At 69.6% G+C, this 15,235-nt stretch carries 15 protein-coding genes and 1 pseudogene; 4 read left to right on the top strand and 12 right to left on the bottom strand.

Going from position 1 to position 15,235, the window contains the following annotated elements; genetic code table 11:
• Window positions 1-40: 40 nt before the first annotated feature.
• Together FDO69_RS42525 and FDO69_RS43175 are read right to left on the bottom strand one after the other, a co-directional pair.
• Window positions 41-337: a hypothetical protein gene (locus FDO69_RS42525; protein WP_234388273.1), complete on the bottom strand. Its 297-nt coding sequence runs from the start codon at window positions 335-337 to the stop codon at window positions 41-43.
• Window positions 304-603, bottom strand: coding sequence for a hypothetical protein (locus FDO69_RS43175; RefSeq protein WP_420878574.1), 300 nt, complete (start codon window positions 601-603; stop codon window positions 304-306). The genes FDO69_RS42525 and FDO69_RS43175 overlap by 34 nt, the downstream gene beginning before the upstream one ends.
• A gap of 289 nt (window positions 604-892) precedes the next feature.
• Between FDO69_RS43175 and FDO69_RS37590 the strand changes: the two genes are divergently transcribed.
• Together FDO69_RS37590 and FDO69_RS37585 are read left to right on the top strand one after the other, a co-directional pair.
• A complete protein-coding gene (locus tag FDO69_RS37590; RefSeq protein ID WP_234388272.1) occupies window positions 893-2,086 on the top strand; it encodes a hypothetical protein in 1,194 nt (397 codons plus the stop codon).
• A gap of 629 nt (window positions 2,087-2,715) precedes the next feature.
• Window positions 2,716-3,210, top strand: a complete 495-nt coding sequence (locus tag FDO69_RS37585) for a DUF6228 family protein (protein WP_234388277.1) — start codon at window positions 2,716-2,718, stop codon at window positions 3,208-3,210.
• On the opposite strand, the gene FDO69_RS37580 is transcribed toward FDO69_RS37585, so the two are convergent.
• Entirely contained in the window at window positions 3,180-3,635 is a 456-nt protein-coding gene (locus FDO69_RS37580; RefSeq protein WP_104787844.1) for a hypothetical protein, read from the bottom strand. The two genes, FDO69_RS37585 and FDO69_RS37580, sit on opposite strands and share 31 nt — an antisense overlap.
• A gap of 159 nt (window positions 3,636-3,794) precedes the next feature.
• Between FDO69_RS37580 and FDO69_RS37575 the strand changes: the two are divergent.
• Window positions 3,795-4,016 (top strand): annotated as a pseudogene (locus FDO69_RS37575) (hypothetical protein); the annotation flags it as partial.
• A 74-nt stretch (window positions 4,017-4,090) separates the two neighbouring features.
• Here the strand turns inward: FDO69_RS37575 and adh are convergent.
• The 9 genes from adh to FDO69_RS37530 form a co-directional block, all read right to left on the bottom strand.
• Complete coding sequence (gene adh, locus FDO69_RS37570; RefSeq protein WP_104787842.1) at window positions 4,091-5,608, bottom strand: aldehyde dehydrogenase; 1,518 nt, start codon at window positions 5,606-5,608, stop codon at window positions 4,091-4,093.
• 146 nt (window positions 5,609-5,754) lie between these two features.
• Window positions 5,755-6,978 carry a sigma-54-dependent transcriptional regulator family protein gene (locus FDO69_RS37565; protein WP_104787839.1) on the bottom strand — a complete coding sequence of 408 codons (1,224 nt, stop codon included), beginning with the start codon at window positions 6,976-6,978 and terminating at the stop codon, window positions 5,755-5,757.
• 716 nt (window positions 6,979-7,694) lie between these two features.
• Window positions 7,695-8,183: a hypothetical protein gene (locus tag FDO69_RS37560; RefSeq protein WP_104787957.1), complete on the bottom strand. Its 489-nt coding sequence runs from the start codon at window positions 8,181-8,183 to the stop codon at window positions 7,695-7,697.
• Between the two features lie 232 nt (window positions 8,184-8,415).
• Complete coding sequence (locus tag FDO69_RS37555) at window positions 8,416-9,666, bottom strand: glucarate dehydratase family protein (protein WP_104787833.1); 1,251 nt, start codon at window positions 9,664-9,666, stop codon at window positions 8,416-8,418.
• Window positions 9,663-10,571, bottom strand: a complete 909-nt coding sequence (locus FDO69_RS37550; RefSeq protein WP_104787830.1) for a 5-dehydro-4-deoxyglucarate dehydratase — start codon at window positions 10,569-10,571, stop codon at window positions 9,663-9,665. The genes FDO69_RS37555 and FDO69_RS37550 overlap by 4 nt, the downstream gene beginning before the upstream one ends.
• Before the next feature lie 31 nt (window positions 10,572-10,602).
• A complete protein-coding gene (locus FDO69_RS37545) occupies window positions 10,603-11,547 on the bottom strand; it encodes a carbohydrate ABC transporter permease (RefSeq protein ID WP_104787827.1) in 945 nt (314 codons plus the stop codon).
• Window positions 11,544-12,455: a carbohydrate ABC transporter permease gene (locus tag FDO69_RS37540; protein ID WP_104787825.1), complete on the bottom strand. Its 912-nt coding sequence runs from the start codon at window positions 12,453-12,455 to the stop codon at window positions 11,544-11,546. Before FDO69_RS37540 ends, FDO69_RS37545 begins: the two co-directional genes overlap by 4 nt.
• Window positions 12,452-13,780 carry an ABC transporter substrate-binding protein gene (locus FDO69_RS37535; RefSeq protein WP_104787822.1) on the bottom strand — a complete coding sequence of 443 codons (1,329 nt, stop codon included), beginning with the start codon at window positions 13,778-13,780 and terminating at the stop codon, window positions 12,452-12,454. Before FDO69_RS37535 ends, FDO69_RS37540 begins: the two co-directional genes overlap by 4 nt.
• 200 nt (window positions 13,781-13,980) lie before the next feature.
• A complete protein-coding gene (locus tag FDO69_RS37530) occupies window positions 13,981-14,364 on the bottom strand; it encodes a DUF5997 family protein (protein ID WP_104787819.1) in 384 nt (127 codons plus the stop codon).
• Between the two features lie 58 nt (window positions 14,365-14,422).
• On the opposite strand from FDO69_RS37530, the gene FDO69_RS37525 reads away from it, so the two are divergent.
• Window positions 14,423-15,190 (top strand): LysR family transcriptional regulator substrate-binding protein, encoded by a 768-nt coding sequence (locus FDO69_RS37525; protein ID WP_104787816.1) that lies wholly within the window; start codon window positions 14,423-14,425, stop codon window positions 15,188-15,190.
• The last annotated feature ends 45 nt before the right edge of the window (window positions 15,191-15,235 follow it).

The following is a 15,235-nucleotide window of genomic DNA, read 5'->3' as shown; positions in this document are numbered from 1 at the left end:
GTCCGGGCCCTGCTGCCGTACCGGGCGCGGCCGGTTCCGCTCAGCTCTCGGCCGAGCCCCGTATCCCAGCCCGACCACCCGGGGCAGCCCCACGCCCAGATGGTTGATCCACGACGAGTAGGTGGGCGAAACGTGGGTGGGCAGCCAGCCACTCGTGCACGACCGGCGCCTTGTGGGCGGAGAGGTTGTCGCAGATCACGTGCACGGCCAGGCCGGGCTCCACCTCGTGGTCGAGCAGGTCCAGGAAGTCGCGGAGGTCCTCGGCGGCGTGACGGGCTGACACCTTGCCGATCACGCCGGACATCACCCCGCCGAGCGCGCAGGCCAGCATCGCCACCGCGGGTCCGCCCAGTTCCCGGTGGCGATGTCCAGCGCCGCGAACAGATCGGTGGTCCCGTGCCGGATGTAGTCGAAACTGCGCCGCTCGGGGACACCGGGCAGCATCGGGAGCACCGGTGCTGTCCGTTCCAGTGCCTGAACGGTGTCGAGGATCTCCTTGAACGGGTTGCTCTGCCGGCCGAGATTCGCCCAGACGGCGCCGGGGTGGGCCTTGCGCAGCACCGCTTCCACGGGTACTTGCCGGAGCCGCGCGGCTCCGGTCACGGTCCGGACTTGTCCGGTCAATCATGTGCAGTGCCAGATGGCGGGGGCTGCGGCGTGGCCTCGCGTGCGCTCTGCACGCAATCATCCTGCGGGCCCAATGTCATTGCGGATAAGTACAGTTGCTCCGCCGACCGCGCCGTGCGGCCGGATCCGTTCCCGAAGGAGTCCTGAAGTGCGTATACGAAGACGTGCGGCGGGTGTCGCGCTGGTCTTGGTGACCGCGTCATTAAATCTGCTCGGTGCCCCCGGAACGGCAACGGCACAGCCCCTGGCCGGCATTGTCCTGCCCGTGCGGTCGCACTGGCAGACCCTCGCCGACAGCCGCCATGTATACGTCAGCGCGCCCGGCGACGACGCGGTGCTGGCCACCGACCACGACGGGCAGGTCGTGAAGAAGATGGAGGGTCTCGACGGGGCGCGTGGCATGGCCGAGTCGGCCGACGGGTCCACCCTGTACGTGGCGCTCCCGGACGCTGACGCGATCTCCGTCATCGACACCGCAACCTTGACGGAGAAGCAGCGCATCTCAACCGGGGCCGACACCGAACCGGAGACGCTCGCCCTCGCCGGCGGCCGGCTGTTCTTCGGCTACCAGGCCACCGTCTTCGACGCCGGCATCGGTTCGGTCGCCATCGCCGAGGCGACCCCGACCGTCAGCCTGGACGACAACCCTGTCTGGTACGGAAAGCCGCGACTCGCCTCGTCGCCGGGCGCGCCCGACCGCCTCGTCGCTGCTGAGAGCCAGGGCGCGCTGGGCATGCGCGTGTACGACGTGGGCTCCGGCACGCTCAAGGAGACCGCCTACAGCGACGCCGTCGCCGATGTCGAGGACGTTGCGGTGACGCCGGACGGTAGCAGTGTGATCACCGCGAACGGCTCCAATTACTACCACCAGCGGTGGCGCCTGTCGGACCTGGTGGAGGAGGCGCAGTACGACACCGGCCCCTACCCCAACTCCGTCGCCGTCGACTCCCACGGCACGGTTGCCGCGGGGATTGTGGCGGGAGGGGAGTGGGACGTCTACGTCTACCGCCCGGGAGAGACTGCCGCATACCGCACGGTCGCGTTGTCGCAGGGGTACGCGGATCTGCTCGACCGGGGCGTGGCCTGGGCGCCTGACGGCAACAGGCTGTTCACCACCCGCTTCCCCTACTCGGGCGACGTCGTTCTCGACATCGTCACCGACGTCGCCAAGGCATCCAGCACGATCACTTTGTCCGCCCCGCCGACGAACCCCGTTGGCACGCCGGTCACCGTGACGGGGAAATTGACCTCGCTGCTCCCCTTCCCTAAGCACAGGGCGGTCACGGTGACGCGCGACGGCGTAAAACTGCCGGACGTGAAGGTCCGACGGGACGGCACCTTCGGCTTCAGTGACATCCCGCCCGACTGGAACACCTATCCCCACTACACGGTCACCTACGCGGGCGACGCCCGGCATGTGCCCGGCACGGCGACCGCCATGGTCGAGTTCGTCGGCTGACCAGGTCGGCCGGGGTGCTGTGCGCGCGACGGAGATGACGGCGCCCTAGCTGGCGAATCGCCAGCTAGGGCGCCCACTCCAAGCACCCTGGAAGAATCCGAAACGCTTCCTGTACCACATCACGTACGTCGTCAACGGCCTCTCGCCCCAGCCCTCCCGCTGATCGGAGCGCATCGCGGATGTGTCCGACGTAGAGCCGTCCAGGTCGGCGGTCGGGGCTTGAGACGGGTGGTAGATCACCCAGCCACCCCACACACTGCGGAGCAGTACGCCGGCCTCTGCCGCGACCCTCTGCGCCGGACCGGGCACAGCGGCCCGCGTATGGGTTTGTCCGTACCGGACTGTTTACTGCCTCGCCTCAATGAAGATCAGACCCTGCAGTAGAGCAGTGTGTTCTCGTCCTCGACGCCGGTGCCTCAATCAACGGCTACGGCAAGGAGTTGTGCCGCGCTCTCTGAGGAGATTTCCCGCTGCAGAGCGACCGTGATCAGGGTTTCCAACTCCACTCATAGCTCCTAACGGAATGACCGCGTCGCAGCTGTGCTCGGCTTCCTCCGACGTCCGGTGTCAGGCAGGAGGGGCAAAACTCCTGGTCACAGGGGATCCCGTGCCCGTAGCCTGCACACGTGATGGAGGAAGACGAGACCAACCCGGTTGTCCGCGTCGGAGGTGACCGGTATCGAACAATCAGCCTGCGCTTCCACAAGCTGACACGTTCCTTCCCGGAAGAGCGTGATGACCTGATGCACGACTTCCTCGTGACAGCTCAAGGTAAGTCGGCGCGGATCGAGGTCATGGTGAGGACCTGGGACGGTGACGGCCTCGACGTCTTCCTTGCCGAACTGGCAGAGGAGTTCCGAGGATGGAACGGAACCAAGATCTGGCGCTCTCTTGAGGACGACTTGACCCTGGCTGCCGAGCACGCAGGATCACACGTCCGGTTGACGTGGGGGCTACACGACCGTCTCCCCGACCACGAGTGGCAAGAACAGGGTCATAGACGGACCGGACGACGGCTTCTGGGTCGAGATTACTTCGGAGCGACTTTGACAGGTGCGGGGGCGGCTCGGAGAGAGGAGCCGCCCCCAGCACTTCAGGCGTTCGGCCAGAACTGTGCGATGTAGCGCTCGACTCCGTGCACCACCGCGTGCCGGGTCTGCGCAGATGCCGCCTCACGGCCGGTACACACCACGCGCACCGTCCAGACACCCGGCCCGTCCGACAACTCGATCACCTCTGGCATCGGTCCCGCCGCCATACCTCTGGCGCGCAACTTGCCCGAACAAACGATGCTCGCCAGAGCTGTCTCGTCCCACTCTCCGGCCGGCACTGCCGGCTCTCCGTCCCAGACCTCCACCGTCAGGGACGCGGTGTGGGTGTGCCCGGCACTGTAGAAATCAAGGCGCCCAGGATGATCAGTGAGGAACGTGCCGCTCTCGAAACCCTCGGGGAACAGCACAGGAACCTGCGTGTCGTCGAAGTCCTGCAAGGCCCACCCGTGGTAGTCGACATTCACCGGATACTCCTGGCGCCTGATCAGGCTAGCCACGTCCCCACCCCTTGTCGTCGTCTGGTGAGAGGGGCTCCATCATCGTCGATCTTCGGCGGCGAAATCACTGGGGAACCGCCGTTGCACGGCGAGGCGACGGTAGCTGCACAGGCAAGACAAGGGCCTCGGTGCTCTTCGATAGACCAGAAAGAGAACCCGATGCTCTGGCCGGCGCGGCGGGCGCACTCGGCCGGGTCCGCCCCGGGAACTCCCGCCATCGACGCCCACGTCCGCCTCGACACCCACCCCACTCACCCGAGCGCCGTGCAGGCCGTCCTAACCGGCAGCCAGGCCCACGTCGCTCTCATGGCTCTGGAGGCTGCCGACTGGAGCGCCGCCGCCGACAACATCCTGGTCCTGGCCCGCATCGATCATGAGGAGTCTCAATGACTGAGTCGAGCCACCTGGATACTCCTAACTCCTAACTCCTCCCACGACTACACCTTCGCAGGTGTTTAGAAGAAGCCCAGCTTCTTCGGCGCGTACGACACCAGAAGATTCTTCGTCTGCTGGTAGTGATCCAGCATCATCTTGTGCGTCTCGCGGCCGATGCCCGACTTCTTGTAACCGCCGAACGCCGCGTGGGCCGGGTACGCGTGGTAGCAGTTGGTCCAGACGCGGCCCGCCTTGATCTCGCGGCCCAGGCGGTAGGCCGTGTTGCCGTCGCGGGTCCAGACGCCCGCGCCGAGGCCGTACAACGTGTCGTTGGCGATCTTCAGCGCCTCGTCGACCGAGTCGTACGTCGTGACCGAGACGACCGGGCCGAAAATCTCCTCCTGGAAGATCCGCATGTCGTTGGTGCCGCGAAAGATGGTCGGCTCGATGTAGTAGCCCCCCTCGAGGCCGGGCACCGCGCGGGGCCTGCCGCCCGTGACGACCTCCGCGCCCTCCTTCCTGCCGATGTCGAGGTAGGAGAGGATCTTCTCGTACTGGTCGTTGCTCGCCTGCGCGCCGATCATCGTGGCCGGGTCCAGCGGATCGCCGCCGACGATCGCCTCGGTGCGTTCGACACAGCGGGCCATGAAGTCGTCGTAGATGGAGGAGGGGATCAGGGCGCGGGACGGGCAGGTGCAGACCTCGCCCTGGTTGAGGGCGAACATCACGAAGCCCTCGACCGCCTTGTCCAGGAAGTCGTCGTCGGCGGCCATGACGTCGGGCAGGAAGATGTTCGGGCTCTTGCCGCCCAGTTCCAGGGTGACGGGGATGATGTTCTCGCTCGCGTACTGCATGATCAGGCGGCCGGTCGTCGTCTCGCCGGTGAACGCCACCTTCGCCACCCGCGGGCTGGACGCCAGCGGCTTGCCCGCCTCCACGCCGAAGCCGTTGACCACGTTGACCACGCCCGGCGGGAGCAGGTCGGCGATCAGGTCCATGACGTAGAGCAGGCTGACCGGGGTCTGCTCCGCCGGTTTGATGACCACGCAGTTGCCGGCGGCCAGCGCGGGCGCGAGCTTCCACGTGGCCATGAGGATCGGGAAGTTCCACGGGATGATCTGACCGACCACGCCCAGCGGCTCGTGGAAGTGGTACGCGACGGTGTCGGCGTCGATCTCCGCGATGCTGCCCTCCTGCGCGCGCACGACTCCGGCGAAGTACCGGAAGTGGTCCACGGCCAGCGGGATGTCGGCGGCCAGGGTCTCGCGGACCGGCTTGCCGTTCTCCCACGTCTCGGCGACCGCGATCTTCTCCAGGTTCTCCTCGATGCGGTCCGCGATCCTGTTGAGGACGTTCGCGCGTTCCGCCGTGGACGTACGGCCCCAGCCGTCGGCCGCCCGGTGCGCGGCGTCCAGGGCGAGGTCGACATCGGCCGCGGTGGAACGGGCGACCTCGCAGAAGGCCTTGCCGGTCACCGGTGTCGGGTTCTCGAAGTAGCGGCCCTCGACCGGTGCTGCCCAGTCGCCGTCGATGAAGTTGTCGTACCGGCGGGCGAAGGAAACGATGCTGCCCTCGGTTCCTGGCTGCGCGTACACCATGGCGGCTCTCCTCGGTGAAGGACGGTGCGGGACGGTCGCGACGTCCCTCACTGTGCTCCCGGGAGGTTGGCGCAAGGTTGGCGTGCGGAGACGACACGGCAGCCGCGCAGGGTGCCGGTCGCGCAGGCCGTCAGTCGCGCAGGGCGTCAGTCGCGCAGGGCCGTCGTCAGCCGGCCCTGCGCGATGGCGCGGCGTGCGTCTTCGGGGCCGAGCAGCCGCAGTGCGTGCTCGTGTATCTCCGCGTCGTACGGGGCCCGTTCGCCGTAGCGCAGGGCGTGTTCCGGGCGGGTGCTCGCCAGAACGGCCTCGCGTACCGCCACTTCGAGGCGGGTGCGCCACTCCTCGACGCCGGGGGCCGCGGAGCGGGGCAGGAGCGGGCCGCCGTAGTGACCCAGGGCGGTGTCCGTGTCGCCCTGCTCCAGCGCGCGCAGGACGTCTGCGGCGTCGCAGGACGCGGGGGCGGTGAGGGCGTAGTGGCGGGGGGATATCGCGCCGCCCAGCGCCCGGCGCAGGTGGGAGATCTCCGCCTTGAAGGTGGACGCCGTGACCGGCCGGTCGCCGTACAGGGCCGCACGCAGCCGTTCCGGGGAGAAGCCGTCGGGTTCGAGCGCGAGGAGGGTGAGGATCTCCAACTGCCGGGGGCGCAGGGGGAGTGACCGTCCGTCGTGCACGGCTCGCTCGGTGCCCAGGCACGTGAGCCGCAGCCGAGCCGGGCGGGACACCTCCGTGGTCAGACGGGCCTCGATCGTCGACACCAGGGTGCGCACGGTGGACATGGCCAGCGGGTGCGACCGGTCCCAGGTCGTGGACAGGTCCAGCACGCCGAGGACGCTGCCGTCCCTGCCGTGCACGGGCGCGCAGTAACAGACCCAGCCGTGCAGGGCCGACACCAGATGCTCGGCCGAGAACACGGAGCTGGGGCGGCCGGTGCGCAGGGCGAGGGACAGCGCGTTGGTGCCCATGGCCTGCTCGTCCCAGCGGCCGCCCGGCGCGAAGTTGACCCGCTCGGCCCTGCGGCGCATGGTCGGGCCGCCGCAGGTCCACAGGATGGTGCCGGACTCGTCGGTGACCGCCGAGACGAACCCGGCGTCCTCGGCGATGCTGTGCAGCTCCCCGGTGAGAGCGGAGACCGGCCCGTACAGCGGTGACGAGGTCCAGCGCTGGTGCACCCGGCCGTCGTCGGTGACGGGTGCGCTGTCGCGGCCCGGGTCGACGCTGCCCAGCGAACGCGCCCAGGACTCGCTCACCTCATGGCGCAGTGCGGCGGTGCCGCCGGGCCGCGTGCCCGGGACGCTCAGCCGCGGCACCCAGCGGGACCACTCGTGCTCCAGCACGGCCCTGCGCTGCATGAGGTCAGGGCGCTGTGACATGGCCTCTCCCTGCCGTCGTACCGGTTTCTCGGGGTGAGGTCAGTGTTACCGGACGCGTCGGCCCCGGTCGAGAACTCCGTCGCGGCCGGGGTGAGACGTTCTGAACGGGCGACCGCCTGACTGGATGTTTGTCCGGTGCCCGCATGCCGCCGTCCGGGTGACGGGTTCACTCGACCCGACGGACGGGGTCCGGCCCGCGTACCACCGGTGCGCGGCGCCGCGTTCCCCTGGCATGGACAGCACGGAGACGGCGCGACGCCGTCCGGGGAACGACGCGGTGCCCCGCTCGTACGCCGAACTCACCAGCGGATACGCGGGACATCCGCCGATCTACGCGGCTCTGGTCGCCGAGTGGGTGGCGCGGGGCCACGCGGTCCCGGAGCACCGCGACGGCCAGTGGGTCTCCTTCGCCGCGCCGGCCGACAGCGAAACCTGGACCGCCGTCCCCTCGTGGACCGCCGGCCGGCACATGGGCCCGCCGGCCGACAGCGAAACCTGGACCGCCGTTCCCTCATGGACCGCCGGCCGGCACATGGGCCCGGTCGTTCCCGGCCCCTCCCGTCCGGCTGCCACCCCTCACCCGGTTGCCACCCCTCACCCGGCTGCCACCCCTCACCCGCCGGCCGGCCGGCGCCCGGGCCCGGCAGCGCCCGCAGGTACCCGCCCCGCCTCCGATCGGCACCCGGGGGCAGCCGGGCCGTCGTCCGGCGCTCGCCTCACCAGCCGTCCGTCACCACCGGCTCCGCGCTGACCGGTGCCAGTACCGCGAGGGTTCCGCTGGCCTCCCGCAGGGCCGATTCGAGCGGGCCGGGGGTGTGCAGGGCGCCGGTCCCGTCCGGCGGCACGAGCCACTCCAGCCGGCCGGCGGGACGGTACGGCGGCGGCACCGCGACCCAGGAGCCCCGGCCGACATGCCGTACGCCGAAGCCGATCCACTCGCTGACCGGATCGGGCGGCAGGAAGAACCCCACTCTGCGCGCGGCGCAGTCCACCAGAGTGGGGCCCGGCACCTTCAGCGGATCGCGCCACAGGATGTCCAACGCGAGCAGGCCGAGCCGGTCGGGGACGCTCAGCACGTCCCAGTACCGCCCGGCCTCCACGAGCATGGTCCCCGCGCCGTAGTCCCACTCCCGCTTGCACTCCTTGGGGTCCGTGGCGGCCGCGGCGAGCCACTCGACGGCTTGCTTCCACATGACGCTCTGCATGGCCACCCCAGGCACAGTCGGTGGCGCCGCGGTCGGGCGCGCGCTGGACACGGCCGGTGGCCCGCGGGGTTCCGCGTGCCGCCCGGACGTAGCCATGCTCGTAGATATTTCTACGCGTCGGAAGGGGTGGCGCGGTGTGGCGTTTGGGGCCTGCCGGTCCCGGTCGAACGAGGGCAGCGGAAGGCACGTTCCGCACAACCGCGTTCAACTTCGTGCGCGTCACGCACGGTTGTCACCAGCGGGGGAGCTTCAACTCGTACTCCGGCCGGAACCGCCGCATGTAACCGGTGTCGTCCCGGCTGCGCTTCCCCGAGTCGACGTACCGCCGGTGCAGTCGCTCCAGCTGGTCGTGGTCGAGTTCGACGCCCAATCCCGGCCCGGTGGGCACCTTGACCTCCCCGTCGCGCAGCTCCAGCGCGCCGGGGACGATCACGTCGTCCGCGGAGTTCCACGGGTAGTGCGTGTCGCAGGAGTGGTCGAGGTTCGGGATGGCGGCGGCGACGTGGGTCATCGCGGCGAGGCTGATGCCCAGGTGCGAGTTGGAGTGCATCGACAGGCTGAGCCCGAACGCCTCGCACACGGCGGCCAGTTCCCGGGTGCGGCGCAGCCCGCCCCAGTAGTGGTGGTCGGTGAGCAGGACCTGGATCGCGCCCTGCTCGACGCTCGGCCTCAGATGCTCCCAGGCGATCACGCACATGTTGGTCGCGAGCGGCATGGGGGAGTCCTTCGCCACCTCCGCCATCCCGGGGATGCCCCGGGTCGGATCCTCCAAGTACTCCAGCACGCCGTCGAGTTCACGGGCGACGTACTTCGACGTCTCCACCGTCCAGGCCACGTTCGGGTCGAGCCGCAGCGGCTGCCCGGGGAAGGCCTCCGCGAGGGCGCGCATCGCGGCGATCTCCTCGTCGGGCGGGAAGACACCGCCCTTGAGCTTGAACGACCGGAACCCGTAACGCTCCTGCATCAGCCGGGCCTGCTCGACGATGCCGGCCGGATCGAGGGCCTCGCCCCAGTCGTCGCCGATCGCCGCACGGCCGTCGAGCGCGGGGTGCTCCGCCCACTTGTAGAAGAGGTAGGCGGCGAACGGCACCGCGTCACGGACCTTCCCGCCCAGCAGGTCGCTGACCGGACGGCCGAGCAGCCTGCCCTGCGCGTCCAGGCAGGCCACCTCGACCGCCGAGGTGGTCCAGCCGCGCTCGTGGGAGCTCGGTACGGTCGGCAGCAGCGCCGCGTCGATCGCGGCGGACACGGCGGTGGTGTCGAAGACGTCCATGCCGACGACGACCTTCGCGGCGGCGTGCAGCCGCTCCAGGCGGGCCGCGCCCCCCGGGGACTCGCCGATCCCCACCGTGCCGTCCTCCAGGACCAGCTGGAGGATGATCCGCAGGGCGAGCGGCTCGTGCACGCCGTTGGAGTTGAGCAGCGGCGGGTCGCCGAAGGCGATCGGGGTGATGATCAGCTCACGGATGCGCGTGGCACTCATGCGGCGGCCACCTCCAGGCCGTGGTCGAGGAGTTCCGCGAGCCGGGCGATGTGCTCCGGCGTCGGGTCGATCAGGGGCGCCCGTACACCGCCGACATCCAGTCCGCGCAGGGTCACACCGGCCTTGACCAGCGACACGGCGTACCCGGGGACCTCGTCGCGCAGGGCGACCAGCGGGCCGTAGAACTCGTCGAGGAGCCGCGAGACCAGCGCGTCGTCGTCCTCGGCGAGGGCCCGGTGGAAGGCCAGGGCGATCTCCGGGGCGAAGGCGAACACCGCCGAGGAGTACAGCTCCACGCCGATGCCCTGGTAGGCGGGCGCGGTCATCTCGGCGGTGGGCAGCCCGTTGAAGAACTGGAAGTCCTCCGTGCCCGGCACGGCTCGCACCGCGCGGACGATGCGGTGCATCCGCTCGATGTCCCCGATACCGTCCTTGAAGCCGACGACACCGGGCAGGGCGGCGATCTCGGCGGCCGTCTCCGCGCTGAGCCGGGCGGTGCCCCGCTGGTAGAAGACCACCGGCAGGTCCGTGGCGGCGATGACCTCCTCGACGTAGCGCACCAGGCCCTGCTGCGGGGCGCTGACGAGGTAGGGCGGCAGCAGCAGGATGCCGTCGGCGCCGGCGCGTTCGACGCGGGCGGCCTGGTCGCGCGCGACCGGTGTGGGGCCGCCGGCCGCCGCGAGGACGGGCACGCGTCCGGCCGTGGTCTGCACGGCGACCCGGGTGGCCCGCTCGATCTCCTCGGTCGACAGCGCGTGGAACTCGCCGGTGCCGCAGGCGACGAACACACCTCCCGCGCCCGCGGCGACACCCGACTCGATGTGCTGGGCCAGCCGTTCCTCGTCCAGTGAACCGTCCGCCGCGAACGGCGTGACCGGGAAGAACAGCACTCCGTGGAACTTCATGTCTCCCTCAAACGTGGGGGGGGGTGGGTGGTCAGCCCTTGGTGGCCCCGGCGGCGATGCCGGTGACCAGCGAGCGCTGGAGGAGCAGATAGACGATCAGGCTGGGGATCAGGGCGATGACCGCACCGGCCAGCACCACCCCGGAGCCAACCTGGGGGTCGGTGCGCAGGATGGACAGGGCGACGGTGACCGTGTAGTCGGTGGGGTCCTTGGCGGCGATCAGGGGCAGCAGGTACTGGTCCCAGATCATGATGAAGCCGAGCACTCCGGCCACACCGAGGGCCGGCTTGCACAGCGGCAGGACGACCTGCCACAGCATCCGCAGCTCGCCCACGCCGTCGATGCGGGCCGCCTCCTCTATCTCGGTGGGGATGTCCTTCATGAACTCGGTCAGCAGCATCACCGAGAAACCCCACGCGCCGAGCGGCAGGATCACGCCCCAGACGGTGCCCTTGAGGTCGAGGCCGAGCACGGGCACGTGCCCGAGGACGAGCGACAACGGGATGGCGATGACTTCTTCGGGGAGCATCATCGTCAGCATGAACAGGGTCAGGACCAGCGCCTGCCCGCGGAACCGGTGCCGGGCCAGCGCGTACGCGGCCAGTGTGCACACGGCGAGCTGGAGCAGCAGCCCCCCGCCCGCGATGACCAGCGAGTTGCCGAAGTAGTCCCAGATGCCGCGCTCGCCCGCCACCTCGAAGTTCAGCAGGGTCGGGTGATGGGGGAGGAACGACAGCGTCGAACCGCTGGCCTTCTCGCTGAAGGAACCGGAGAAGATCGTCAGGAACGGGGCCGCGAAGACCCCCAGGGCGAGCAGACAGAGCAGGACGCGCAGCGCCCAGGCGGGTCCCGGCCGGTCGTTCCAGCCGAGGGCGGTGTCGAAGCGGGCGGGCGTGGTGCGCTGGTTGCCGCCGGACTTGCGCGCGGGGGAGGCGGTCACCGGGGTCCGGACGGAATCGATGGCAGGGGCGCTCATTTCACGTCTCCCCTCTTGCGGAGGTAGTTGACCGTGACGGTGAGCAGCAGCGTCACGCAGAGCAGGACCACGGAGGCGGCGGAGGCGCCGCCGATGTCGTTACGGGTGAAGCCGAGGGTGTAGGCGCGGGTCATCCACACGTCGGTGGAGCCGGCCGGACCGCCGCCGGTGAGGACGTACACCTCGGTGAAGACGCGCAGTCCGCGGATGGCGGCGAGGGTGAGGACGATGCCGAGGGCGGGACGGATGGCGGGCAGGGTGATGTGGCGCAGGCGCTGCCACAGCGAGACGCCGTCCATCGCGGCGGCCTCGTACAGCGAGCGGTCCACGCCCGCGAGGCCGGCGAGGATGATCACCATGTTGTACGGGGCGAGCATCCAGATGCCCATGGCCATCGTGGCCCACAGTGCCGTGTCGGGGTTGTCCAGGTAGGGCACCGGACCCAGCCCGAACAGACCGAGACCGCTGTTGATGAGGCCGTCGGAGGTCGGGTAGTACATCAGCCGCCACATCTCGCCGACCACCGCGGTGGCGGTGACGACGGGCAGGAACACGGCGGTTCGGATGATCTTCAGCGAGCGGGCCTGACCCTCCAGCAGCAGCGCCAGCGCTGAGCCGACGACGATCCCGCCGAGGGACATGCCGACGCCGAGGAGCAGGGTGTGGCCGATGGCGTCCTGGAAGCGGTGATCGGTCAGGACCCGCGTGTAGTTGTCGAGGCCGACCCACTTGTCACCGAGGAAGGGGCGCACGTCGAAGAAGCTGAGCCAGACGCCCTTGCCCATCGGCAGGAACTTGAAGACGAGGGCCAGCAGCAGAGCCGGGGCGAGGAACAGCCAGGGCAGTACGGCCTTCTTGCTGATGATCCGGGCTCTGCGCGGCCCGGGTGTCGTCACGGTCGCGGTCATTTCAACAGGTCCTGGTCCTTGAGGTCACCGGCGAGGGTGTCGTTGAGTTCCTTCAGGCCGGAGCGGACGTCGCTGCCGCAGTAGGTGAAGATCGCGTTGAGCGCGTCGGCGGTGTCCTGCTTGATCGGGGCGAAGTTCGGCGCGTTGGGGAACTGCACCGAGGCGGTCTCGTACGCCTTCTGCACCACGCTCCAGCGGGGGTCGTGGCGCACCTTCGCCGCGTCGAGCGTGGAGTTGACCGGGATGCGTACGACGGGCTGGTGGTCGCCGGTCATGGCGAGCTCCTGGCCCTCGGGGGAGACGAGGAATGCGGCGAGCGTCTGCTCCTGCTTCGCCTTGCCGGTCCTGGCGCCGAAGTAGATGTTCTCGCCGTCGGCCAGCACGTCGTTGTTGCCGGCCGGGCCCGCGGGAGCCGGCAGCACCTCGTACTTGCCTTTGCCGAGCGCCTCGTCGAACGTCGACATGTTGTACGGGCCGGTGAGGTACATCCCGGCGTTGCCGTCCTGGAAGTTGGTGGTGTTCGCGGTGACGGAGGTCAGGGCGCTGGGCTGGATGACGCCCTTGTCGCCGCAGAAGAGGTTCTTCTTCATCCAGGTGACGGTGCGCACGGCGGCGGCCGAGTCCATGGCGGGCCGGAAGCCCGATCCCTCCTTCTTCAGGATCCGCACCCCGCCCTGCCACAGGTAGCTGGCGCCCCACCAGGCGACGTAGCCGTTCTGGGCGCTGCCCGGGACGACCATGCCGTAGGTGTCCTTGCTGCCGTCCCCGTCCGGGTCACGGGTGGCGAACGCCTTGGCGAGCGCGAGTGTGTCCTGCCAGGTCTTCGGCTGCGGCAGGCCGAGTTTCTCGCGCCAGTCCTTGCGGACGAACAGCGTCATGGCCTGGCGGGAGTACGGGATGCCGTAGTGCCTGCCGTCCAGGCCCACCGTGGACGCCCAGGACTTGGCGGTGATCTCGTCGTGGCCTGCTATCGAGGCCGGGGTGATGGGCTTGAGCAGTCCCTGGGACTGGTAACTGCCCATCAGGGCCGTGTCGTTGATCATGACGTCCGGCAGGTCCTTGACGGACGCGCGGCTCTGCAACTGCTGGTCGAAGTTCATGACCGGCTGGAAGTCGACCTTGATGCCGGTCTTCTTGGTGAAGGCGGCGAACACCCGGTCGTAGGTCTTGGCGGACTCCGGATCGCTCCGGGTCCACACCTCCAGGGTGTTCGGGTCGCCGGCCCGGGCGCTGCCGGAACCGGAGCCGCAGCCGGCCGTTCCCAACAGGAGTCCTGAGACGGTGAGCGTTGCAGCCAGGCGGAGACTTCGTCGGCGATCCCGCATGGATGGTTCTCCGTTCATATTCGTGAACCCGCTTCACGAATCTAAATGATCGGCCAAGCTACGGATCGCTTCCTCGCCATGTCAAGACATGGCCGAAACATTTCACCGATGCCACACGACGCCCGGGAACGCCGGGGGAACAGGGACGGCCCCCACCGGATCATCCGGTGGGGGCCGTCCGAAAACGAAGGGTGCTGAGGTCAGGCCTGACGTTCGGCGTTCTTCTTCTTGATCCGTTCCGCTTCCTTGCGGACCTCCGCCTGGGTGGCGCGCTCCCGCTCCAGCCACTCGGGGCCTTCCTGCTTCAGCGCCTCGATCTGCTTGGTGGTGAGGGGCTCGGTGACGCCCGCGCGGGCGAGACCGGCGATGGAGACGCCGAGCTTGGCGGCGACCACCGGGCGCGGGTGCGGGCCGTTGCGCCGCAGGTCCTGCAGCCACTGCGGCGGGTTCGTCTGGAGCTCGTTCAGCTCGGCGCGCGAAACGACACCCTCCTGGAACTCGGTGGGTGTGGCCTCGAGGTACACACCCAGCTTCTTCGCCGCTGTCGCGGGCTTCATCGTCTGGGTGCTCTGGTGCGACGTCATGGCTCCCAGGGTATCGAGCGTGTGCACGACCCCTGACCACGCCCGGTAACCTGGCGAGGTGACAGGCTCGGATGAAACCCCCTCGTTCCGGCTCGCGTACGTCCCCGGGGTGATGCCCGACAAGTGGGTGCGCATCTGGAACGAGCGGCAGCCCGATGTCCCGCTGATCCTCACGCAGGTGCCCGCCGGAGAGGTGGCCGAGCGACTGCTGGGCGGGGACGCCGACGCGGGCCTCGTCCGCACGCCGGTGGACCGGACGGCCTTCAGCGCGATTGCCCTCTACACCGAGCAGACGGTCGTCGTGGTGCCCAAGGACCACCTGGTCACGGCGGTTGACGAGGTGGCGCCGGAGGACCTGGCCGACGACATCGTGCTGCACCCGCTCGACGACGTCCTCGACTGGGAGACTCTCCCCGGGCGTCCCGCCCTGGAGCGGCCCGCCACCACGGCCGACGCCGTCGAACTGGTCGCGGCGGGCATCGGCGTCCTCGTGGTCCCGCTGTCGCTCGCCCGGCTGCACCACCGCAAGGACCTCACCCACCGGCCCCTCACGGACGCACCCGAGTCGAGCGTGGTCCTCGCCTGGCCCGAGGACGCGAAGACGGACCAGGTCGAGGACTTCATCGGCATCGTCCGCGGCCGCACGGTCAACAGCACACGGGGCCGTCAGCAGCCTCCGGCGGGGACCCGGTCCACGGACGCGGCCCGGGGCGACGCCCGGCGGAAGCCGGTGCCCGGCAAGTCGGCGGGGGCGAAGCGCACGGGGAAGAGCGGGAGCGGCGCGCCCAAGGGCACCAGGCGCGGAAAGCCCCGCCGCCGTTCGTAGGTACGGCGCCGACCGTCGTTCCTGACACCGGGACGGCAGTGGTTC

It is taken from the genome of Streptomyces tibetensis, assembly GCF_007655005.1.
Taxonomy (GTDB): Bacteria; Actinomycetota; Actinomycetes; order Streptomycetales; family Streptomycetaceae; genus Streptomyces; species Streptomyces tibetensis.
The sequence above is the reverse complement of the archived record's forward strand: the minus strand, read 5'-3'. Positions and strand labels throughout refer to the sequence as shown.

Excerpts from the sequence above, each read along its gene's own strand:
- FDO69_RS37585 (WP_234388277.1), top strand. The coding sequence starts at position 2,716 with ATGGAGGAAGACGAGACCAACCCGGTTGTCCGCGTCGGAGGTGACCGG.
- adh (WP_104787842.1), bottom strand. The coding sequence starts at position 5,608 with ATGGTGTACGCGCAGCCAGGAACCGAGGGCAGCATCGTTTCCTTCGCC.
- FDO69_RS37565 (WP_104787839.1), bottom strand. The coding sequence starts at position 6,978 with ATGTCACAGCGCCCTGACCTCATGCAGCGCAGGGCCGTGCTGGAGCAC.
- FDO69_RS37560 (WP_104787957.1), bottom strand. The coding sequence starts at position 8,183 with ATGCAGAGCGTCATGTGGAAGCAAGCCGTCGAGTGGCTCGCCGCGGCC.
- FDO69_RS37555 (WP_104787833.1), bottom strand. The coding sequence starts at position 9,666 with ATGAGTGCCACGCGCATCCGTGAGCTGATCATCACCCCGATCGCCTTC.
- FDO69_RS37550 (WP_104787830.1), bottom strand. The coding sequence starts at position 10,571 with ATGAAGTTCCACGGAGTGCTGTTCTTCCCGGTCACGCCGTTCGCGGCG.
- FDO69_RS37545 (WP_104787827.1), bottom strand. The coding sequence starts at position 11,547 with ATGAGCGCCCCTGCCATCGATTCCGTCCGGACCCCGGTGACCGCCTCC.
- FDO69_RS37540 (WP_104787825.1), bottom strand. The coding sequence starts at position 12,455 with ATGACCGCGACCGTGACGACACCCGGGCCGCGCAGAGCCCGGATCATC.
- FDO69_RS37535 (WP_104787822.1), bottom strand. The coding sequence starts at position 13,780 with ATGCGGGATCGCCGACGAAGTCTCCGCCTGGCTGCAACGCTCACCGTC.
- FDO69_RS37530 (WP_104787819.1), bottom strand. The coding sequence starts at position 14,364 with ATGACGTCGCACCAGAGCACCCAGACGATGAAGCCCGCGACAGCGGCG.